15 protein-coding genes are annotated in these 21060 nt (G+C 67.1%); 6 read left to right on the top strand and 9 right to left on the bottom strand.

All coding sequences use genetic code 11. The features are described from left to right. Window positions 1-375 precede the first annotated feature (375 nt). Both selD and mnmH read left to right on the top strand, forming a co-directional pair. On the top strand, window positions 376-1431 hold the full coding sequence (selD, locus tag ISS20_RS14085; RefSeq protein ID WP_291437582.1) for a selenide, water dikinase SelD: 1056 nt from the start codon (window positions 376-378) through the stop codon (window positions 1429-1431). Beyond that, a complete protein-coding gene (gene mnmH, locus ISS20_RS14080) occupies window positions 1431-2537 on the top strand; it encodes a tRNA 2-selenouridine(34) synthase MnmH (protein WP_291437579.1) in 1107 nt (368 codons plus the stop codon). The genes selD and mnmH overlap by 1 nt, the downstream gene beginning before the upstream one ends. Here the strand turns inward: mnmH and ISS20_RS14075 are convergent, their stop codons facing one another. The 5 genes from ISS20_RS14075 to ISS20_RS14055 all read right to left on the bottom strand — a co-directional run bounded on the left by ISS20_RS14075 (window position 2538) and on the right by ISS20_RS14055 (window position 8930). Next, entirely contained in the window at window positions 2538-4880 is a 2343-nt protein-coding gene (locus ISS20_RS14075) for a CHASE2 domain-containing protein (protein WP_291437577.1), read from the bottom strand. Between the two features lie 100 nt (window positions 4881-4980). After that, complete coding sequence (locus tag ISS20_RS14070) at window positions 4981-6720, bottom strand: FecR domain-containing protein (protein ID WP_291437575.1); 1740 nt, start codon at window positions 6718-6720, stop codon at window positions 4981-4983. Between the two features lie 75 nt (window positions 6721-6795). Beyond that, window positions 6796-7494, bottom strand: coding sequence for a response regulator transcription factor (locus ISS20_RS14065; RefSeq protein WP_291437573.1), 699 nt, complete (start codon window positions 7492-7494; stop codon window positions 6796-6798). Between the two features lie 117 nt (window positions 7495-7611). Next, entirely contained in the window at window positions 7612-8526 is a 915-nt protein-coding gene (locus ISS20_RS14060) for a formylglycine-generating enzyme family protein (protein WP_291437572.1), read from the bottom strand. A 143-nt stretch (window positions 8527-8669) separates the two neighbouring features. Next, window positions 8670-8930 carry a hypothetical protein gene (locus tag ISS20_RS14055; RefSeq protein ID WP_291437570.1) on the bottom strand — a complete coding sequence of 87 codons (261 nt, stop codon included), beginning with the start codon at window positions 8928-8930 and terminating at the stop codon, window positions 8670-8672. 188 nt (window positions 8931-9118) lie between these two features. Here ISS20_RS14055 and ISS20_RS14050 point away from each other — a divergent pair, with 188 nt between their 5' ends. Further along, window positions 9119-11113 carry an adenylate/guanylate cyclase domain-containing protein gene (locus tag ISS20_RS14050; protein WP_291437568.1) on the top strand — a complete coding sequence of 665 codons (1995 nt, stop codon included), beginning with the start codon at window positions 9119-9121 and terminating at the stop codon, window positions 11111-11113. Between the two features lie 56 nt (window positions 11114-11169). Continuing rightward, entirely contained in the window at window positions 11170-14583 is a 3414-nt protein-coding gene (locus tag ISS20_RS14045; protein ID WP_291437566.1) for a FecR domain-containing protein, read from the top strand. Window positions 14584-14782: 199 nt separating this feature from the next. Here the strand turns inward: ISS20_RS14045 and ISS20_RS14040 are convergent, their stop codons facing one another. Together ISS20_RS14040 and ISS20_RS14035 are read right to left on the bottom strand one after the other, a co-directional pair. After that, entirely contained in the window at window positions 14783-16084 is a 1302-nt protein-coding gene (locus ISS20_RS14040) for a tryptophan--tRNA ligase (protein WP_291437565.1), read from the bottom strand. 63 nt (window positions 16085-16147) lie between these two features. After that, window positions 16148-16816 (bottom strand): site-2 protease family protein, encoded by a 669-nt coding sequence (locus tag ISS20_RS14035; RefSeq protein WP_291437563.1) that lies wholly within the window; start codon window positions 16814-16816, stop codon window positions 16148-16150. A gap of 237 nt (window positions 16817-17053) precedes the next feature. Here ISS20_RS14035 and ISS20_RS14030 point away from each other — a divergent pair, with 237 nt between their 5' ends. Next, complete coding sequence (locus ISS20_RS14030) at window positions 17054-18202, top strand: methyl-accepting chemotaxis protein (RefSeq protein ID WP_291437562.1); 1149 nt, start codon at window positions 17054-17056, stop codon at window positions 18200-18202. Window positions 18203-18372: 170 nt separating this feature from the next. Here the strand turns inward: ISS20_RS14030 and ISS20_RS14025 are convergent, their stop codons facing one another. Beyond that, window positions 18373-19008 (bottom strand): L-threonylcarbamoyladenylate synthase, encoded by a 636-nt coding sequence (locus ISS20_RS14025; RefSeq protein WP_056060901.1) that lies wholly within the window; start codon window positions 19006-19008, stop codon window positions 18373-18375. 110 nt (window positions 19009-19118) lie between these two features. Then, window positions 19119-19976, bottom strand: a complete 858-nt coding sequence (locus ISS20_RS14020) for a 3',5'-nucleoside bisphosphate phosphatase (RefSeq protein WP_291437558.1) — start codon at window positions 19974-19976, stop codon at window positions 19119-19121. 186 nt (window positions 19977-20162) lie between these two features. On the opposite strand from ISS20_RS14020, the gene ISS20_RS14015 reads away from it, so the two are divergent. Beyond that, a partial coding sequence (locus ISS20_RS14015) for a HAMP domain-containing protein (protein WP_291437556.1) occupies window positions 20163-21060 on the top strand: 898 nt, incomplete at its 3' end.

Below are 21060 nucleotides of genomic sequence, written 5' to 3'. Positions count from 1 at the left end.
GCAGTCCCAGCAGGACCAAGCCCATGACGATGCCGATCAGTCCGGCCATGATGGTCAAGGAGCGAAGGTCAAGCTGAAACATGGAATGTCTGGTTCTTTCGGGGAGTGCTGTGAAAGTGGGCGCGGTGTTGCAAAAGAATGCGAAGGCGTGACCACGGAGGTGGACGCCTGGCGCGGTGGGGCAGTGGATGCACCGGTCTGGTGCGATTTTAGGTGGGGATGTGCTCGGACTATGTCCGGTTTTGTATGGTGTTCAGCGGTTTAGACGGACTCTATCGGCTCGGCTGCAGGCCACTGGGTGATGCGCAGGCACTGCGCCTGTAGGCCAAAATGAGTGGTTGCGCAGCTTGCGTCTGCGACCCGAAGGAACCCTGCATGTCCCAAGAATTTCCAACCGATAACCCGGGCATCCGCCTGACCCAGTACAGCCACGGCGCAGGCTGCGGCTGCAAGATCAGCCCCAAGGTGCTGGACGTGATCCTGGCTGGCAGTGGGGCCCAGCACCTGGACCCGAGGCTCTGGGTGGGCAACACTTCGCGGGACGATGCTGCGGTGTATGCCCTGGATGGGGAGCGCGGGGTGGTGTCCACCACCGATTTCTTCATGCCGATCGTGGATGACCCCTATGACTTCGGGCGCATTGCAGCCACCAATGCGATCAGCGACATCTACGCCATGGGCGCCGATCCGCTGATGGCGATTGCCATCCTGGGGTGGCCGGTCAATGTGCTGCCGCCAGAGGTGGCCCGTGAGGTGGTGCGCGGCGGGCGCGCGGCGTGTGATGCGGCGGGCATTCCGCTGGCGGGTGGGCACTCCATCGATGCGCCGGAGCCCATCTTCGGACTGGCGGTGACAGGCATCGTAGAAAAGCGCCACCTCAAGCGCAACGACACGGCCACGGCGGGTTGCCGTCTGTATCTGACCAAGCCGCTCGGGATCGGTATCCTGACCACGGCAGAGAAAAAGGCCAAGCTGCGCCCCCAGGACGTGGGTGTGGCGCGGGACCTGATGTGCACGCTCAACCAGCCAGGGAGCCGGTTTGGCCGACTGGCGGGTGTGACGGCGATGACGGATGTCACCGGCTTTGGTCTTTTGGGGCACCTGGTTGAGATGGCGGAAGGCAGCGGCTTGAGCGCCGTGATTGACTATGCGTCCGTGCCCCGCCTGGATGGGGTGGACTATTACATGGACCAGGGCTGTGTGCCCGGCGGCACGCTGCGCAACTTTGACAGCTATGGCGCAAAAATTGCGCCCCTCACCGACGTGCAGAAGCACCTGCTGTGCGACCCTCAGACCAGCGGGGGGCTATTGGTGGCCGTGAGCCCGGAGGGGGAACCTGAGTTTCTGCAGGTGGCCACGGAACTGGGCCTGGCGCTGCAGCCCATTGGTCAGCTCACCCCGCGACAGGCGTTTGCCGTCGAGTTGCGCTGATGCCAACTAACCTGACGGACTACCGGCACATCTTCCTGAACGATGTGCCCATGATGGATGTGCGCGCCCCGGTGGAGTTTGGTCAGGGCGCCTTTCCTGGGGTCGCCAACCTCCCCTTGATGGACGATGGCGAGCGCCAGCAGGTGGGCACCTGCTACAAGCACAAGGGCCAGGAGGCCGCGATTGAACTGGGGCATCAGCTGGTATCGGGCAGCACTAAGCGCCAGCGTATTGAGGCCTGGGCGCAGTTTGCGCGGGCGCACCCGCAGGGCGTGCTGTATTGCTTTCGTGGAGGGCTGCGCTCGCAGATCGTGCAGCAATGGTTGCTGAACGAAGCGGGCATGGACTACCCCCGGGTGGTGGGTGGCTACAAGGCCATGCGTGGGTTCCTCATCGGCACCACGCAGGCTGCGGCGGCGCAATGTGGGTTTGTGGTGCTCAGTGGCCTGACGGGCACTGGCAAGACCGAGGTGATTGCGCAGCTGGCCAACGGCCTCGACCTGGAAGGGCATGCCAACCACCGAGGTTCTAGTTTTGGCCAGCGTGTCAGCGGCCAGCCCACGCAGATCGATTTTGAGAACCGGTTGGCCATCGATGTGCTCAAGAAACGTGCTCGGGGCCACGAAACCTTGGTGCTGGAGGACGAAGGGCGCCATGTGGGCAGTTGCTCTGTGCCCCTGGAGCTGCGGCAGCGGCTGGAGCAGGTACCCATCGTCTGTCTGGAGGATTCTTTCGACGCCCGTGTTGAGCGCATCTTGCGAGACTATGTGCAGCAGCAGTGCGCGGATTTTGTGGCGGTCCATGGCGAGGCGGCGGGTGCCGGCCTGTTTGCAATGCGGTTGCTCGACAGCCTTGAAAAACTTGCCAAGCGCCTCGGGGGCGACCGCTACCAGACGCTGCGCACATTGATGCAGGCAGCACTTGCGCAGCAACGGAGTCAGGGCGACTTGTCGTTGCACCGGGGCTGGATTGCGGCACTCATGCGTGACTACTACGACCCGATGTATGCCTACCAGCGGCAAAGCCGGGCTGACCGCATCGTTTTCCAGGGCGACCACCGGGCGGTGCTCGACTTTCTGCAGTCGCAGTCGGCCCCTCGCTGCTAGCTATGGCGCGTTGTCGTCATCGTCCGACGGCGCATTCAGCCGCTGCGGCAGCACCAGCCGGAACTCGGCCCCGCGCCCTACGTCGCTGTCCACCTCCAATGCTCCGCCGTGGCGTAGCACCACGGTCTGCACCAGTGCCAGGCCCAGGCCAACCCCTGCGATGGTGGGGTGGCTGTGGTCGTGCAGCCGCTGGTACGGGGTGAACAGGCGGCCTTGCTGCTCGGGCGCAATGCCGGGGCCATGGTCCCGCACCGACACCACCCATTGCGTGCCGCGCGCCACGATGGCGCATTGCACCGCTCCGCCATCGGGGCTGAACTTGATGGCGTTGTGGATCACATTGGTCAGCGCACGGGACAGCAGGGAGCGGTCGCCCAGGCATGGCGCGGTGTCCGGGGCAGCCACCGTACGCAGGTCCACGTTGCGGTCGCGGGCCAGGGTCCAGAGATCGTCGGTGGTTTCGGAGAGCAGGGCGGCCAGGTCCAGTGGCGCCATCCGGTATTCCTGCGTCTGCGCGCTGGCCAGTTGCACAAAACTCTCGGCCATGCCCAGCGAGGCCTGCGCGTAACGCTCAATGCGCTCCAGCAACTCCTGGTCCGACAGGCGGCCGGGATAGGCGCGCTGCATCTCCAGCAGCGTCAGGATGGATGCGTTGGGCGCGCGGATGTCGTGCGAGATGAAGTGCATGGCCTGGTCGCGTTGCTGCAGCGCACGGCGCATCTCGGTCAGGTCCACCAGGGTCAGCAGCCAGCCTGCGTTGGCCAGGTCGGTGAAAGGCTTGCTCTGCACCAGCAGACTGCGGCCCTGGGCGTCGGTGCCCTCTGCCTGCCCGGGCAGGGCGGCGCTGCGCAGGCTGGCCTGGGTGATGATCGGCTGCTCTGTGCCCACCTGCACCAGGTCGGCCAGCAGGTCCACCACGGACAGGCCCTGCAGGGAGGGCTGGGTGGGCCCGCCCAGGTGCTGGCGGGCTGCCTGGTTGGCCAGCAGGATTTCGCCCTCGGGGGCGCAGACAATGGTGGGCGATGGCAGCTGCTGCAGGCTTTCGCTCACGAAGTGGTGCAGGTCGCGCAGCTGGCGTGAAGCGCGTTCCACGGCATTGATGCGGCGCTCCAGAAAGTCAGCAGAGTCTCCAGGCCGTCTGCGCAATCGCATGGGCAAACCCTGGCGCTGCAGGTTCTCCATCTCCAGCCGCAAGAAGTGCGCGGCCGCGCTCAGTCGCCGCCAGCTCCACAACGGGTAGGCCAGTGTCAGGCCCAGCAAGGCGGCGGCCGGGGCGAACTGCAGGCCCGCCCACCAGGGCAAGGCCATGCTCAGAAGCAACGTGGCCACGGCCAGCCCGGCGCTGGTCAGCAACGCGGCCAGGGGGCCGATGAGCAGCAAGGCCAGCAGCGCGCAGGCCACCGGCACCAGGTTGAAGGCCATGTTCAGTGCCTGCGGTGCGCGCACGATGTGTTCGCCGGCCAGGCGGGCATCCAGCACATGGGCAACCACCTCCACGCCCGGCATCAGGCGCGACTGCTGGCTGACGGGCGTGGCAAACATGTCGCCCAGGCCCGAGGCCGCAGCGCCCACCAGCACATACTTGCCCTCCAGTGCTCCGGCGGGCACCTGGCCACGCAGCACATCGATGTACGAGTAGGTGGTGAAAGGCGACGGCCCGGCCGCATATGCGATGAGTGTGGGGTCGGTGCGCTGCCAGGGGCTGGTGTCAGCCTCGCTGACGGGCGAGGGTGCACAGGTGGTGGCGGGCTGCCGGTCTGCCACGCACTGCAGCGCGCTGCTGAAGTGGTGCCAGGGCGCTGCTGCCGGGCCTTCAAGCAGGTACAGGCTGCGCACCACGCCATCGCTGTCGGGTGCTACATGCACATGTCCCAGGCCGGCTGCAGCGCCCGCAAAGGCTGGCCAGGGCATGTCGGTCTGGTTGTTGACAGGTCCATAGCCGCGTCGCAGCACGGGCAGCACCACACGCGCGCTGCGCCGGATGGCATCGGTCAGCAGCAGGTCGTCTTCGGGGTAGTCCAGGTCGGCTTCGTTGAACAACACGTCCATGCCAATGGCGCGTGGGTTATGGGCGGTCAGCCGTGCGATCAACTCGGCATGCAATGCCCGGCGCCAGGGCCAGCGGCCGATGTCGGCAATGCTGGCATCGTCGATGGCAACGATCACGATGTCGGGGTGCGCGGGCCGTGAGACCAGGCGCATGCCCGCGTCCTGCACCAGGTGGTTGACGCGGCCCAGGCTGTCGGCGGTGCTGAGCCAGGCCACCAGCGCCATGAGAGCACAGGCCAGCAGCGCCCATTCCAGGCGTCGGCGTCGGCGGCGCAGGTGGGCAATGGTCAGCATGACAGGGGTGGGCTGCGAAGCGTCTGCTCAGCGCGTGCCAGGGCTGCCGCGCCTGCCGTTGTGATGGACAGGGCTGCGCTGGATGGGCTCCATGCCCCGCTCAAGGACGCCCCACGGGCGTGCCGCTGCTGGTGGACACCGGCAAACCTGCGCCGGTGCGGATGCCTGTGCCCACGCGGATCTTGCGCGGTGGAGAGAAATCGCTCTCGAGCCCGCTGGCATCCAGCACCTTGATGCGTACCAGGTACTCCCCTGCGGGCAAGTTGCTGGCCGTCCAGATGGGGGCGTCGAGCACGGTGTCCTCTCCAACTTTGGCAAAGTCCAGATCGGTGGCCTCGGTACGTTGCAGCCGGAAGCGCTGGCTGGCCTGGGCGGGCCAGTGCAGGCGCACGGTAGGGTCGCCGTCCTCGGCCTGCAGCGCCTGCAGTGACAGAGCGGTGGGCCGGTCGGCCACGGTGAAAGGTTGTGGCGGCGCAAACGGCCCCTGGTCTGCCTGTCCATCGGGCAGCGCCAGCAGGCTGGCAATGCGCCAGAAGTAGCTGCCTGCAGGCAAAGCGCCCAGGGGCAGTCGGCATTCGGCCAGGCGCTGTTCATCGCGCAATGGCTGGGTGAACTGGGCGTCGGCCGACACCTGCACGCGGTACCAGCGTACGCCGGGGACTTCCGTGCAGCGCAGCTCGGCCGCGCCGCTGGGCACAACCGCACCGGGCGCAGGATGCTGGTACAGCGGCGCCACCGGGCGGGTCTTGACGATGAATGGTTGCACGGCGGGCAGGCCCGCAATGCCTGCATCGTCCAGCGCCCGCACGGCCAGGTAATAGCGGCCGTCGTCCAGTGCCTTCCAGCGCAGGCGGCCGTCGGAGAAGCTGCCATGGCGCAGCACCTGTGTGAATTCCGGGTCCTGCGCCACCTGTGCCACATACCGGGTGGCGCCAGAGGCCATTGGCAGGTCGATGGCAAGCAGGCCCGCATCGCCCAGTGTGGCGGGCATGCCGGAGGTATCGGGGGCGGGCAGCAAAGGGCGGGGGGCGCCCACCGTGCCATCAGTGGCCACCGCCAGGCCCTGCCCCGGAGCGAGCAGCGCAGTCGGCGCCTTCAGTGCGGCGCCTGGCTCGCTGTCGGTGTCGCGCCGCGATTGCACCGCGACCGAGCCGTGTTCTACCGACGCCGTGGTCTGACCCGACTCGGCCAGGGCCACGCTGAACTGGGTGCCCCGCACGCTGGTCACCGCCAGCGGTGTGCGGATCTCCATGCGGCGCAGGGGCTCGGTACTGGGCGGCACGGTCGATTCCACACCGCCCTTGTGCATCTCCAACACCGACTGCACACTGCCTGCGCGCCCCCGCCGCCGCAACTGGCGCAGCTGAAGCTCGGACTGCGCCTGCACCCGCACCACGGTGCCGTCGGCCAGTTGCACTGCCACGAATGATTCTGGACCCACCTTCAGCTCCGTGCCTTCTTCCAGCTTGCTGCCGGTGGCAATCGGGGCGGCCGTGCCGCCCCGTGCCTGCGCCGTGACCTCGCCCTGCACAAACTGCACGGTGGCCGATTCGCTGGGCTGCAGCCGCACGGGGATGAAGATCAACGAGCCTGGTTGCAGACGCTTGGGGTCGGCCACCTTATTGCGGGCCTGCAGCAACGGCCACTGGCGCGGGTTGGCCAGGTAGCTGCGGGCAAGCCCTTCCAAGGTGTCACCTTCCTTCACGGAGTGGGCAATTTCATCGCCTTGCCGGGGTGTTGAAGGGGCAGCGACCGGCTGCGCTGAGACGGCCGTGGTTGCTGCCAGGCACAACAAGGCTGCAGCACTGGAGGGCATGCGAAACGGCAGGGGGGTGATCAAGTCATGTCTCCTTCATGGGGCACGGAACGGGCAGGCTTGCTAGTGGCAGAACCCGCCAGATTCTGTCGCGGCCCTTCAGCTTTTTTGCTGGGCTTCGACGGCTTCAAAACGGTAGCCCACGCCATATACCGCCGTCACGATGAAACCGTTGGCGGGGCGCAGATCGAGCAGGGTGCGCAGGCGCGAGATGTGGGTGTCCAGCGAGCGCGACATCACATCGGCCACCTGGCCCCAGACGACTTCCTTGAGGTGGTCGCGCGACAGCAGCCGACCCATGTTCTGGAACAGGAACAGGGCGAGGTCGTATTCGCGGTTCTTCAGCTCCACCGCCACCCCGTCCATTTCGATGGACCGGGTCTCCGGCAGGAAGCGGTAGCGGCCGAAATCCATCACGCCGCCGGTGTTTTCAGGGTAGGCGCGGCGCAGCAGGGCGGCCACGCGGGCATTGAGTTCGCCGATGCGCACGGGTTTGACCATGAAGTCGTCAGCCCCACTGCCCAGGCCTTCAACGATGTCGCGCTCTTCCTGACGGTGGGTCACGAACAGGATGGGCACGCGGGCAGCCACGTTCTGGCGTACCCAGCGCACCACCTCGGGTCCGGTGGTGTCAGGCAGGTGCCAGTCCACGATCAGCAGATCAAAGGTTTCGCGGCGCAGCGTGCGCATCAGCTCCGCACCGGTCAGGTGGGTGTGGCACACATGGCCCATCGCCTCCGCGGCCTGCTTGATCAGATCCAGCTGAAGCGCATCGTCGTCCAAAGCGGCTATGCGCATGGTTCTCCCCATCCAAAATCGAACTGCGGATTATTGGCGATAACTACCACGGCGCGGGGTCGCGCAGCGCGGGTTGAGAGGGGTTTTGACATTTATTAACCCTTCTGTGCGCAGCTGTCAGTGCGCGGGTGACGCCGCCGCGATCTCGCGCACCAGCCGTATGCCGACCAGCGTGTAACGGGTCTGTGGACTGTTCCAGTTGCGATAGCCGCAGCGTGCATAAAACGACCAGGTGTGCCACGAGCCACCCCGGCGCACGCGCACGCTGCCCTCTGCCGGTCCGGTCGGATCGGTGCGTGGGGACTGGGCGTAGTAGGTGTCGCCGTGCCAGTCGCTCACCCATTCCCAGGCGTTGCCCAGCATGTCTTGCAGCCCGAACGCGTTGGGGGCGTAGCGGCCTACCGGCGCGGTAAAGGCGTGTCCGTCGTTGCTCGCCAGTGCATGCTGGCGCCAGCCTGGCCACAGTGGCGCTGCTGCCTGGTCAAAGGTGTTGGCCGTGGTGGCCAGCTCCTGGGGGTCATCGCCGTGAGGGTACAAGCTGCGGCTGCCTGCGCGGCAGGCGTATTCCCATTCGGCCTCGGTGGGCAGGCGGTATGGGTGACCCTCGGTGCGGCTGAGCCATTGAGCCAGCGCCTGGGCATCGTTCCAGGTGACGTTGACCACGGGATGGTCCGGGCCCTGCGCAAAGCCGGGGTTGCGCCACGAATAGCGTGGGTCCCTGCCCTCGAAGGCATCGCCGCGCCGCGTGGTGGTGGGGTCGTAGGAGGGGTTGTAGCCATAGCCGCCTGTGCCATCAGCCTCGGATTCGGGCTGGTAGCCAGACGCTTCGACAAAACGCTGGAACTGCCCCACCGTGACCTCATGCTGGCCCAGGTAGAACGCGCGGGTGATGTGTACCTCATGGGCAGGGGACTCGTCCGCCAGGTCGGTGAAGCGCTTGCGCTCCAGCAGCGGAAAGGTTTTCTCCAGCGTCTCGACGGGCGGCACACCGCCCATCCAGAAGGTTCCCGCAGGCACACGGACAAAGGCCATGCCCAGGCTGTTGACCCAGGGTGATGCAGTCGTCGCAGTGCCTTTCGAAGGTAGCTGGTGCTGGCAACCCGCCAGCAGCACCGCCAGTACCAGGAGGCCCCGACAACCCACAGAATCTTGGGGCGCGGGGTGGGTGCGTGGCCTCAAGGCTTGTCCTGCAGCTCGCTCACGCACTCGAACACCAGGCGCGAGCCGTCGTTGCGCAGCAGCTTGGGGTGCAGTGCCATGCGCTGGCATTCGCGGGTGGCAGCAGCATAGGCCTGGGAGGTATCAGGCCCATACACCGGCACGCTGAAGGTGCGGTCGCGGCCCGAGGCCATGGGGCCTGAAGGTCCATAGGGGTTGGTGGCATTGCAACCGGCCAACAAAGCCAACACAGACAGCGAGGTGCATAGCAGTTTCATGGAGTTCTCTCGAGCAGATCAGGGGGCCAGTTTACGCACATGCATGGGGGCTGTGCACCGACAGGGTGCACCACTATGGCGTTTGCGTGGGGCAGGGGGATGCGTATATCCCCCCACTGTGCACGCAAGGGAGTTGCCACTACAGTGGCTGGAGCATGCGCGGCCGCATGCAGCGGTGGAGGAGCGGGATGGCAAGCACGCAGGCACCGGTCACTCAAGACGCCTGGCAGGCCTGGACGTTGCGGGTGTTGCTCGCGCTGGGCTTGCTGGCGCTGCTGCATGCCCTGCCGGTGTGGACGTCGTTGTTGCGACTGGAGCATGACCTGCTGGCCAGCCTGACCGCCGCGCCGCCCCCCGATGTGGGCGTACTGGTGGTGGGGCTGGACGAACCCAGCCTGGTGGCGCTGAACCTCACCCCACCCCTGCCGCGCCGGCTGCATGCGCAATTGGTGCAGGCGCTGTCTGCCGCAGGCGCTGCAGCGCTGGGCATCGACATGCTGTTTTCCGCACCCCAGTCGCCCGCCGACGATGCTGCGCTGGCGGGAGCCCTGCAAGGGCGGATGCCAGTAGTACTTGCAGGGGCCGAGGTGGCGGTGAACAGCTCCCAGGTAGCGCAATACCGGCAGGCCGTGCCTTCGGTGTTTCCGTCGACCCGCCAGGGCAGTGTGGCGGTGCAGCCCGACGACGATGGTGTGCTGCGCCTGGCGCCCGCACAGGACGACGCCCTGTGGCAGGTGCTGGCGCGCAGCGCCGGGCGCACCTTTCAGCCCCCGCCGCCGGGTGCACTGCTGCGCTACTACGCCCCCGAGGTTCCACTGCCCTATGCCCACTACACCCAGGCACTGGAGGCAGGCAGGGCGCTGCCGCCCACTGCCGTCCAGGGGCGCCTGGTGCTGCTGGGGCAAAACACGCCGGTGGATGGGGTCGATCAGTTCGCCACGCCCCTGCGTGCTTTGGGCACTGGCACGCAGTCCGGTGTACTGGTGCACGCCACAGCCCTGGTCAACGGGTTGACGGGCGACTGGGTGGTGCCCGCCCGCCCGTCCGGTCCCTTGCTGCAGGGTGTGCTGGCCGTGGGTTGCGTGGCCGCTTTGACCCGGCGCTGGCGCGGCGGGCGGGCGCTGGTGCTCAGTGCAGCGCTTGCGCTGCTGGCAGTGTTGGGCGGGCTGTGGGCGTACGTGGCAGGGGTGTGGTGGACGGCGCTGCCCACGCTGGCCGGCCTGGCACTGCACCTGAACGTGGGCGCGGCCGACAGCTACTGGCGCGAGCATCGCCGCCGCGAACAACTGCGGGCCGACTTTGCCCGCTACGTGCCTGCGGCTGTGGTCGATGCCCTGGTGGCTGATGGCGCCCAGCCTCACCTGCAGGGCGAGCGCAGGGTGCTGACGCTGCTGTTTTCAGACCTGGCAGGCTTTACTGCCGCCAGCGAGCATTTGCCGCCCGAGGCCGTGGCCCAGGCGCTGAATGCCTACTTCTCGCGCATGACCCACACGGTGCACCAGCACGGCGGCACGCTGGACAAGTTCATCGGCGATGCCGTCATGGCGTTCTGGAACGCGCCGGTGCCCGATGCCCTGCATGCCGACCGCGCTCTGGCGTGTGCGCTGGCCATGCAGGCCGACATGGTGGACCTGCGGGCCCAGTGGCAGGGCACACCCTTCGCGCAGGTGCACCTGCGCATTGGCCTGCACACCGGCGAGGCCGCTGTGGGCCACCTCGGATCGCATGAGCGGTTTACCTACACCGCCGTGGGCGATGCGGTGAACACGGCTGCGCGGCTGGAGGGGGCCAACAAGGCCTTTGGTACAGGCATTCTGCTGTCGGGCGCCACACACGATGCGCTGCAGGTGGGCAAAGCCCTGGACGTCCCGTTGATGTGGCTGGACACCGTGGTGCTTGCCGGGCGCAGCACCAGTGTGGACGTGTACACGCCGTGTGACGAACCCACGCTGGCATCCATCAGCCACACGCTGCACGGCCACTTGCAGGCAGCGCGCTGGGCGCAGGCACTACAGTGCTGTGCCGATCTATGCGCCCAGGCGTGCGCGCAGGCACCACAGTGGCGGGAGCAGGCTCTGCGTCTGCAGGCCCGGGTGCAGGCACAGGCAGACAGTGCCCAGACGGGCGGCCCTGCGACCCATGCCGTACCCGGATTTACCGCGCAGGTGCTGGACAAAACCTGAGCACAAGAGACTTTGAACAGGCTCTACGGCGTACGACTCCCCCAAAGAGGCCCACCATGCCCACCCCCCAGCTTTCGTCCCCATCGCGCCTGGCGTGGCTTACGCCTGTAAGTGTGGCCTTGTCGGCGTGGAGCGCTACCGGCGCCAGCGCGCAATGTGCCGGTGTGCCCCTGGCGCCTGAGGCGGTGGCGGCGCAGATCGTGGCGCTCAGCGGTCAAGGTGAAACCCGAGCACCTGGAACCGGGCCCTGGGGGCCTGCCACCCTGGCCCAGCAACTCGGCGCCGGGGCAGACATACGCACACTGGCGTTGTCATCCGCCGCATTGCTGCTGGTAGACCGCACGCAGATCCGCATGTCGGCCAATGCGCAATTGAGGCTGTGCGACGCCCAGCCAGCGCGCACCCTGCTGGAACTGGCCGCGGGCCGGCTGTGGGCACGCACCAAGAAGGCCCCGGCCAATCTGCAACTGCAAACGCCTGCAGCGCTGGCCGTGGTGCGGGGTACCGACTGGGACGTGGAGGTGGACGGAGCGGGGCGGACCACGCTCACCGTGCTGTCCGGCGCTGTGGAGTTGCGCAACGACCTGGGTAGCGTGCAACTGGGGCCCGCCGAGCAGGGCGTGGCCGAGCCGGGCCAGGCGCCGGTCAAGCGACTGCTGGTCAACCCCCGCGAGCGGGTGCAGTGGGTGGCCGCCTACCCAGGCGGCCTGGCGCGGTGGGCCGAGTTCCAGCCTGTGCATATTGCACCCGCCTTGGCTGCGGTGCGCACCGCGTTGCAAGCCGGGCAGTGGGCGCAGGCGCGTGCGCTGTTGCTGACGCTGTCTGCGCCGGATGACGGCGTGGCGGTGGTGGAGCTTGCCTTGGCAGACCTGGAGGTGCTGGACGGCCAGCCCGACGCTGCGCAGCTGCGCCTGGCCCTGGCCTGGCAGCGCACGCGAGACCCTCGCACCGCTGCGGGCCGCGCCGACCTGCTGATGGCGCTGGACCGCCAGCCAGAAGCGCGCACCTGGCTGGACACCACGCGGGCCGCGTCTCCCGGCTTTGCGCCATTGCTGCAGGCCGACGCCGACTGGCACCGGCTGCAAGGGCAGGGTGATGCCGCCCTGGCCTTATACCAGCAGGCGTTGACCCACGCGGAGGGCGATGCACAGCGGGCTGCCGCCCTGGCAGGGCTGGGCCGCGCATTGCAAGAGCGTGGAGACCTGCGCGCGGCCCGTAGTGCGCTGGCCCAGGCCGTGGCCCTGGCGCCAGACCACGCGGCCTATCGGGGCGAAGCCGCCACGGCGGCCATCGAAGCCCTGCGCTTGGCCGATGCGCGCATCGATCTCGACGCCGCCCTGGCCCGGTCGGGCGACGACTACGTGGCCCTGGCTGCTGCCGGACTGTTGGCCCTGCGGCAGGGCGATGCCGAGACCGCCCGCACCGCGCTGCTCAAGGCCCTGGTGATCGAGCCGCGATACGCCCGCGCACAGGTGTGGCTGGCGGTGGCCGAATACACGCTGGGCGAGCGCGCCGCAGCGCTGGACGCGCTGGACCGTGCACGCGTGGCCGACGCGCGTGACCCGCTGCCCTGGCAGGTGGAGGCCATGCTGCGCAACGACAGCGGTGAACCCGTGGCGGCCATGGCCGCAGCGCGCGAGGCACTCACGCGGCTGCCCTACCTGAAGTCGCTCAACCCGCTGGCCTCGGACAGCCAGGGCTCGGCCAACCTGGGCAAGGCACTGGGCGACTTTGGCATGGAGCACTGGGCGCGGGCCTACGCCAGTGCGTCGTACTACCCGCTGTGGGCAGGCAGCCACTTCTTTCTGGCCGACCGGTACGAGAGTGACTTCAGCCGCCGCTCCGAGCTGTTTCAGGGTTACCTCACCGACCCCACCGTGTTTGGCGCCAGCGACAAGCGCGCGCCGCTCCTGCTGTCTGCAGGCAGTGAATGGTCGATGGGCGCAAGTGCTGAACGCAACCCGCTGCGCCACAACGCCACGGCCGATGTGGGCTACCGCGGGTTTGCCGCCAGCAGCGTGCCCGTGGCCTGGCTGGTGCGGGCCAACGACGTGCAGATGTGGCCCCGCGAAGGCCCCGCCCCCACGCAGTACCGTCTGTCGTCGCCCGCAGCGGATCTAGCGCTGGGTGTGCGGCCCAACGAGAGCCTGTCGCTGTTTGCGCTGCATGGCGATACCACCTTGCGCTACCGCTTTCCGCAGGGCCTGGACTTTGGCAACGGCATCGCCTTCACCGGCGGCGCCGAGACGCGTACGCGCCGCACCGACCTGGGCGCCGCGTGGCGATGGTCGGCCGACAGCCAGACCTGGTTCAAGGTGCACAGCGGGCGCCAGACCTCCGGCCTGGTGCTGGACGATGCGCGCTGGGGCCCCCAGGACTACCGCTATGCCAGTGACGAGCAGGGCCTGTTCCTGCGCCACACCGTGTTGTGGGGCGCGCACCGCCTGAGCGTGGGCTGGGAGGGCGTGGACCGGGATACCGTCAGCGCGATCTCTGACCCCGGCATCACCACGCCGCGCACCAACACCGAGCGCTACCACATGCCCTGGGTGGCGGGCGAATGGCGCAGCGGTGCGTGGACCTGGATGGCCGAGGCGTACTGGCCCCGGTTCACCACCCGCCAGCGCGACCGTTATGCCGACACGGCGACGGGACAAGACCTGCTGCCCGCGCAGGACGACGGCGCGGCGCACCACCACCGGCTGCTGCCGCGCCTGGGCGCCAGCCTGCGCCTGGGCCCAGGCCGGGCCCTGCACTGGGCCTGGCAGGAGAGCGTGCGAGCGCCCGGCACGCACACCCTGTCTCCCGTCGCCACGGGCGCCATTGCCGTGGACAACCAGTACCTGCTGGCGGGCAGCTACGCCCGCAAGCACGCGGTGCAACTGGATTGGGAGGCCAGCGCCACCACCTTCTGGGGAGCCAGTCTGTCGGGGCAGCGCATCAGCAACCTGGTGGCTGCCAACGGTCGCCTGTTTGCGCAAAACACGGGGGCCTTGTTTGACAACGTGGCCACCATCGCCCCCGTGGTGCTCAATGCCCAGACCACGCTCAACACCTATGAGGAAACGCCCGTCTTCGGGCAGGGGCAGCTGGCGCAGGCCACGGTTTCCGTCAACCATTTGCTGGGTCCGCGCTGGAGCGTGCTGGGCAGCTACATCCACACCACATCGCGCAACACCGGGGCGGGTCTGGAGGGGCGTTGGCTGCCCGGCCTTGCCCGCCACGTGGTGCTGGGCCAGACCACATGGCGCCATGAGGCGCGCAGCTTTTCGTTGCTGCGCCTGACATGGCGTGGCATGCGCTACCGTGACGAGGCCAACACCGTGCAACGCGCCCCGGGCTGGAGCCTGGCCCTGGCCCATGGATGGGAGTCGCAGGACCGGCGCTGGAGCTTTACCGGCACGGTGCAGACCGGGCTGCGCACCGGGGAGCGGCCCACGCTGTGGGCCCTGGTGCGGTACCGGGACTGAAGGGGCGCCGGGTGTGCGGAGGGGCCCTTATCGGGTGACGGAAAGGTGTTTGAAGCTTTTTTGACCGGTAGCGCTGGTGAAATATGCCCGAGTAGCTATCAAAAAGGTAGCATTAGATGTCAGAAGGCGTGCAAAAAAAGCCCGCAGCCTTGCGGCTCGGGCTGTGTGTCTTGCACGCGGCGCTCGGTGGCGCGCCGGCTTATGCTGTGGCGGCCTCGGCCAGCGCCTGCAGGGCGGCCGTCACTTCGGCAGCTTCCACGCCGTCCACGGGCGCCAAACGCGGGGCCAGGGTCTGCAGGGCTGCGCTGTCCTTCTGCAATTGGGCAATCGCCTGGCCGGCCTCCTTGGGTGCGTCAAAGCCCGTGCTCTGCAGCAGTAGGCGGCCGTCGGCGGCCACGAGCTTGAAGTAGAACTTGCCGTCGGCTTCGCGGTACTGCTTGAACGCGGGCAATGCGGCCTTGGCGGCCTTGGCCGGTTTGGCGGCTGTGCTGGCCTGCAGCAGGCTGCGCAGGCCCACGGCGCTGCGCAGCTCGCGGATGAACGGCGTGGCCAGCGCGCGGGCGCGCTCGGCACCGGCCAGCAGGGTCTGTTCGATGCGGGCGGGGTTGTGGATGAGTTCCTCATACTGCGCGCGCATGGGGGCGATCACCTGGTCCACGCGCTCCAGCAGCAGGTGCTTGGCGTCGCCCCAGGCAATGCCGTCGGCATAGGCCTTGCGCAGGGCCTCGGTCTCTTCGGGCGTGGCAAAGGCCTGGTAGATCTGGAACAGAGCCGAACCCTCGACCTCCTTGGCCTCGCCGGGCGCCCGCGAGTCGGTCAGGATGCCGCCGATGAGCTTTTGCAGCTGGGCACGCGAGCTGAACAGCGGGATGGTGTTGTCGTAGCTCTTGCTCATCTTGCGGCCGTCCAGCCCGGGCAGTGTGGCCACGTGGTCGTCGATGGCCGCCTCGGGCAGCACAAAGTGCTCGCCGTACAGGTGGTTGAAGCTGGCCGCCATGTCGCGGGCCATCTCGATGTGCTGGATCTGGTCGCGGCCCACCGGCACCTTGTGGGCCTTGAACATCAGAATGTCCGCGCCCATCAGCACCGGGTACATGAACAGGCCTGCGGTCACGCCGTCGTCCTGCTCGCGCCCGGCGGCGGTGTTCTTGTCCACGCTGGCCTTGTAGGCGTGGGCACGGTTCAGCACGCCCTTGCCGGTCACGCAGGTCAGCAGCCAGGTCAGCTCCGGGATCTCGGGGATGTCGGACTGGCGGTAGAACGTGACCTTCTCGGGGTTGAGCCCTGCGGCCAGCCAGCTGGCCGCGATCTCCAGCGTGGAGCGCTGGATGCGCACCGGGTCTTCGCACTTGATAAGCGCGTGGTAGTCGGCCAGAAAGTAAAAGCTCTGCACGCCGGGCGTGAGGCTGGCCGCCACCGACGGGCGGATGGAGCCGACGAAGTTGCCCAGGTGGGGGGTGCCGGTGGTGGTGATGCCGGTGAGAAAACGGGTGGTGCTCATGGGAAACAAAAACTCAGCAGATCAAATGAACAGGAAGTGGCGGGCTCACAGGCTGTGCTGCGCTCAGCGCAGCAAGGCCGTCAGCGGGGTGAGCAACAGGTTGATGGCGGTGTAGCCCACGGCCATCAGGGGGCGCAGCCACAGCGTGCCCACCACCCCGGCGATCACCAGGCCCATCACGATAAAAAAGCCCCAGGGCTCGACGCGCGACACCATATGGGCCTGTTTCCAGGGCAGCAGGCCCACCAGAATGCGCCCGCCATCAAGCGGCGGCAGCGGAAACAGGTTGAAGGCCCACATCACCAGGTTGACCATGACCCCGGCGCGTGCCATTTCCAGGAAGAAGCGCTCCTCGATCCCCGTTCCCACCAGCACCACGAGCAGCACGGCCCAGGCGATGGCCTGGATGAAGTTGGACGCGGGCCCCGCCAGGGCCACCCACACCATGTGCTTCTTGGGGTTGCGCAGATTGCCGAAGTTGACCGGCACCGGCTTGGCGTAGCCAAACAGGAATGCGCCCGAGGTTGCAAAGTACAGCAGCAGCGGCATCAGGATGGTGCCGACCGGGTCGATGTGCTTGAACGGGTTGAGCGTGATGCGCCCCATCATGTACGCGGTGTTGTCGCCAAAGTGGCGCGCCGCGTAGCCATGGGCCGCCTCGTGCACGGTGATGGCAAACAGCACCGGCAGGGCGTAGATCAGAACGGTTTGGATGAGATTGGAGGTGTCCACGCCGGGATTGTCTCAGACGCTCCACTGTCCCCGGCGTTGCCAGGGTGACGCAGCGTGTGTGCGCATACGCTGTGCCCGTGTGCTGTTGTGGGTTGTACGTATGCCGATAGGCCTCCATGCGGGGGTGTTCGTTGCTAGCATCAGCCTTCTTGCCTGCGGCCCGTGCCATTTGGCGCGCAGCGCTGCGCGGCGGTCCCTCCCACAACGACATACAACAGGCCAGGAGACATTGAAGCCATGTGGAACAACTTGAAGATCGGAACGCGCCTGTTGCTGGCGTTTGGCGGCCTCGCACTCGTCGTGCTGCTGCTAATGGTGATGGCGCTGTCTGGCATCGGCGGTGCCGAGCAGGCGCTGCAGGGTGCCACGCCCCCGGCGCAGGCAGCGCTGGCGCAGTTGCAAAGTGCGCGCACCTGGGTCATCGGCTGCAGTGTGGTGGTGTTTGTGCTGGCTTTGGTGGCCACGCTCAGTCTGCGCGCCAGCATTGTGGCGCCGCTCAACCAGGCCATCCTGATTGCGGAAACCGTGGCCTCGGGCGACCTGAGCCAGGAGTTCAGTTCCGACCTGCAGGGCGACTTTGGACGCCTGCTGGGCGCACTGGGAACCATGGAGGACACGCTGACCGACCTGGTTTCCCGCATCAAGCAAAGCACCGATTCCATCACCGCCTCTGCGGCAGACATTGGCCACGGCAATACCGATCTGTCGCGCCGTGCGGAAGATCAGGTGTCGTCCCTGACCGAGACGGCGGCCAGCATGGAGCAGCTGACAGCCACCGTGCGCCAGAACGCCGAACGCGCCCATTCGGCCAGCGGCCTGGCCGTGCAGGCGTCGGCGATTGCCGAGCAAGGTGGCTCGGTGGTGGGCGAAGTGGTGCAGACCATGCAGGCCATCAGTGGCAGCTCGCGCAAGATCGTGGACATCATCCAGGTGATCGAGGGCATTGCCTTTCAGACCAATATCCTGGCGCTCAACGCAGCTGTAGAGGCCGCGCGTGCCGGCGAGCAGGGCCGTGGCTTTGCGGTGGTGGCCAGCGAGGTGCGCAACCTGGCCCAGCGCAGCGCGGTGGCAGCGCGCGAGATCAAGGCGCTGATCAGCGCGTCGGTCGAACAGGTCGAAAGCGGTGCCGGCCAGGTGGGCAAGGCGGGCAAAACCATGGAAGAGATTGTCGGTGCCGTGGGGCAGGTCAGCGCGCTGCTGGGCGAAATCTCCACCGCCCTGCGCGAGCAGAGCGAGGCCATCAGCCATGTCAACGTGGCGGTGTCGCACATGGACGGCAGCACGCAAGAGACGGCCTCGCTGGTGCAGCATGCGGTGACCACGGCGTCGGCGTTGTCGGCGCAGGCCCGGGACCTGGAGCAGGCTGTCGGGGCGTTCAAGCTATAACCCCCTGAGCCGCTGCGCGGCTTCCCCCAAGGGGGCGCCACCGGGGGCCTGGCAAAGCCAGTTCCACGGTGGCGCTGGTTTTGGGCAGCGCCAGTTTTGGCCCTGCTACACAACAGACGGTTCAGCAGGCCCTGGGGCGGGTTTGCACAGCGCGAGGTGCCGAAGCCGGCTTACAAGCCCAGCGCCTGCAGGCTGCCCCGGCCTTCGCGCACCACCACGGGGTCGCCGCCCGTGCCCATGGGGGTCAGGTCCACCACGGTGGTGGGCTCCAGCGGGCAGGCACCTGCGTCCACGATGGCATCCACCAGTTTTTCGTAGCGTTCGCGGATCTCCTGCGGGTCATTCAGGGGCTCGGTTTCGCCCGCAGGTATCAGCGTCGTGGCCAGCAGCGGGGCACCGTGCAGCTCCAGCAACAACTGCAGGCCCTTGCGGTCGGGCACACGCAGGCCAATGGTCTTGCGCGAGGGATGGCTCACCCGGCGGGGCACTTCCTTGGTGGCTTCGAGGATGAAGGTGTAAGGGCCTGGCGTACCCAGCTTGAGCAAGCGGTACTGGCGGTTGTCCACCCGTGCGTAGTTGGCCAGCTCCGACAGGTCACGGCACAGCAGTGTGAGGTGGTGCTTTTCATCCACCTGGCGGATGCGGCGCAGGCGGTCCACCGCGTCCTTGTCGTCCAGGTGGCAGACCAGCGCGTAGCTCGAGTCCGTGGGCACGGCCACGATGCCGCCTTTTTGCAGCAGCAACGCGGCTTGCTTGAGCAGCCGGGGCTGCGGGTTGTCGGGGTGGGCTTCGAAATACTGGGCCATAGGAGCAAGTTCTCAATGATGCAGTGAGCAGCGCCCCAGAGCACGGCAAAGCGGGGCATCCTTCACAGGGCGGTTGCCGGCTGCTGGCGCGCTCGATGCGGCGCGTGGGGTCATCGCAAAATTCGGTCGGACAGCAGTTCCCACACGGGGGTCAAAGCGCCGGGCAGCAAGGGCAGCGTACCCAGGTCGGTGTGGGACTCGTCCGGGCTGTGGAAGTCGCTGCCGCGCGAGGCGGCCAGACCAAACTCCTGCGCCATGGCCGCGTAGGTCGCGTATTCGGCGGCGCTATGGCTGCCGGTGACCACTTCTACCGCGCGCCCGCCATGCTGTTTGAACTCGGAGAACAGCGCAAATTCTTCGTTGGCGCTGAATTTGTATCGCGCCGGGTGGGCGATCACCGCCATACCCCCGGCTTCGGTGATCCAGCGCACGGCGTCGCCCAGACTGGCCCAGCGGTGCGGCACATAGCCGGGCTTGCCCTCGGTCAGGTATCTTCGAAACACCTCGGAGGTGTCCTTGCACACGCCGGTTTCCACCAGAAAGCGCGCGAAATGGGTGCGGGAGATGAGCGCCGGGTTGCCCACAAACTGCAGCGCGCCTTCGTAGGCGCCATTGATGCCGACTTGGGCCAGTTGGGCCGCCATGTCGTGCGCCCGTTCGCCGCGCCCGCCGCGTGTGGCGGCCAGGCCCTGGGCCAGCTGGGCGTCGTCGGGGTCAAAGCCCAGGCCCACGATGTGGACGGTGGTGTCGGCAAAGGTCACCGAAATCTCGGTGCCGGTGAGGTAGGCCATGCCCTGGGCCCGGGCGGCAGCGGCCGCACGGTTCTGGCCTCCGATCTCGTCGTGGTCGGTCAACGCCCACAACTCCACTCCGTTGGCCTTGGCCCGCGCGGCCAGGTCTTCGGGCGTGAGGGTTCCGTCGGAGACGACGGAATGGCAGTGCAGGTCGGCGTTGAGTATGGAGGTCACCGATTCATTTTAGGGCTTGTACTGATAACACGCCCCAAGGAATCCAATAACACTGGTTACACCCGCACTGTGCCTCGCTGGCGGGTGTTCAGCCGGGGTGGACGCCGGTTGCGGGGTGGTGGTTTTCCTCGGGCAAGAAACAACAACGCGGAACCTTGGAGTTTTCGCAGAGCATCAGGAGTAACCATGAAATTCAATGACCTGCGCGTCGCCCACAAGATGTGGAGCGTGATTCTTGGGCTGCTGGCGCTGATGCTGGTGGCCGCTGTCTGGACACAGATGTATGGGCGGCAAGTGACCGCCGCAACTGAAGATGCGGTCAACAAATACGAGTCTGCCATCACCACGGCGGTCAGCTGGCGCGGCTTGGCGGAAGTGGCCGTCACCATGTCGATGGCAGGGTTTGTTACCACCGACCAGGCACTCAAGGCAGATTTCGATACCCGGGTGGCCGCGCTCACCGCGCGCATCACCCCGGTACAGGAAAAAATCAACAAGGCGGCGGTGTCCCCCGAGGACAAGGCTGCATTGGCTGCAGTGGCCGCCGCGCGTGCCGATGTTCGCGGTCAGACAGACAAGCTCAAAGAACTGACCGACGCGGGAGACGCTGCCGCCAAGCAGGCCTATGTGGAGAAAGTCTACCGTCCCAAGGTGGTGGCTTACCTGGAGTCGATTGACAAGTTCGTGGCCGTGCAAGAACGCCAGCGTGACGAAGCAATGCAGGCCGCGCGCGCCACGCGCGGCAACCTCGCGTTGATCGGAGCCGTCGCAGCCATCGCGGTGGTAGCCTTGGGCATGCTGCTGGCGGCGTTGCTGGTGCGCTCCATCACGCTTCCGCTCGATCGAGCAGTTGTGTTGGCTGAAGCCATCTCGGCCGGAGACCTCACGCAGGACATTCACGATGACCGCAAGGATGAGTTGGGCGTGCTCACCAGGTCCCTCTCGGCCATGTCAGCACGGCTGCGTGGTGTGGTGAGTGAAGTGCGCCAGGGGGTGGACTCGGTATCGTCGGCGTCGGTAGAGATTGCCAACGGCAACCACGACCTGTCGGCGCGCACAGAGCAGACGGCCTCGAACCTGGAAG

Origin of the sequence: Acidovorax sp. (assembly GCF_016783915.1) — a bacterium.
GTDB lineage: Bacteria > Pseudomonadota > Gammaproteobacteria > Burkholderiales > Burkholderiaceae_C > Acidovorax.
This window is presented reverse-complemented; position numbering and strand designations above follow the sequence as displayed.

What these genes read in the sequence shown, in the direction of transcription:
- mnmH (WP_291437579.1), top strand. Translation starts at nt 1,431, where the DNA reads ATGCCAACTAACCTGACGGACTACCGGCACATCTTCCTGAACGATGTG.
- ISS20_RS14050 (WP_291437568.1), top strand. Translation starts at nt 9,119, where the DNA reads ATGGCAAGCACGCAGGCACCGGTCACTCAAGACGCCTGGCAGGCCTGG.
- ISS20_RS14055 (WP_291437570.1), bottom strand. Translation starts at nt 8,930, where the DNA reads ATGAAACTGCTATGCACCTCGCTGTCTGTGTTGGCTTTGTTGGCCGGT.
- ISS20_RS14075 (WP_291437577.1), bottom strand. Translation starts at nt 4,880, where the DNA reads ATGCTGACCATTGCCCACCTGCGCCGCCGACGCCGACGCCTGGAATGG.
- ISS20_RS14025 (WP_056060901.1), bottom strand. Translation starts at nt 19,008, where the DNA reads ATGGCCCAGTATTTCGAAGCCCACCCCGACAACCCGCAGCCCCGGCTG.
- ISS20_RS14040 (WP_291437565.1), bottom strand. Translation starts at nt 16,084, where the DNA reads ATGAGCACCACCCGTTTTCTCACCGGCATCACCACCACCGGCACCCCC.
- ISS20_RS14060 (WP_291437572.1), bottom strand. Translation starts at nt 8,526, where the DNA reads ATGGCCTTTGTCCGTGTGCCTGCGGGAACCTTCTGGATGGGCGGTGTG.
- ISS20_RS14045 (WP_291437566.1), top strand. Translation starts at nt 11,170, where the DNA reads ATGCCCACCCCCCAGCTTTCGTCCCCATCGCGCCTGGCGTGGCTTACG.
- selD (WP_291437582.1), top strand. Translation starts at nt 376, where the DNA reads ATGTCCCAAGAATTTCCAACCGATAACCCGGGCATCCGCCTGACCCAG.
- ISS20_RS14030 (WP_291437562.1), top strand. Translation starts at nt 17,054, where the DNA reads ATGTGGAACAACTTGAAGATCGGAACGCGCCTGTTGCTGGCGTTTGGC.
- ISS20_RS14065 (WP_291437573.1), bottom strand. Translation starts at nt 7,494, where the DNA reads ATGCGCATAGCCGCTTTGGACGACGATGCGCTTCAGCTGGATCTGATC.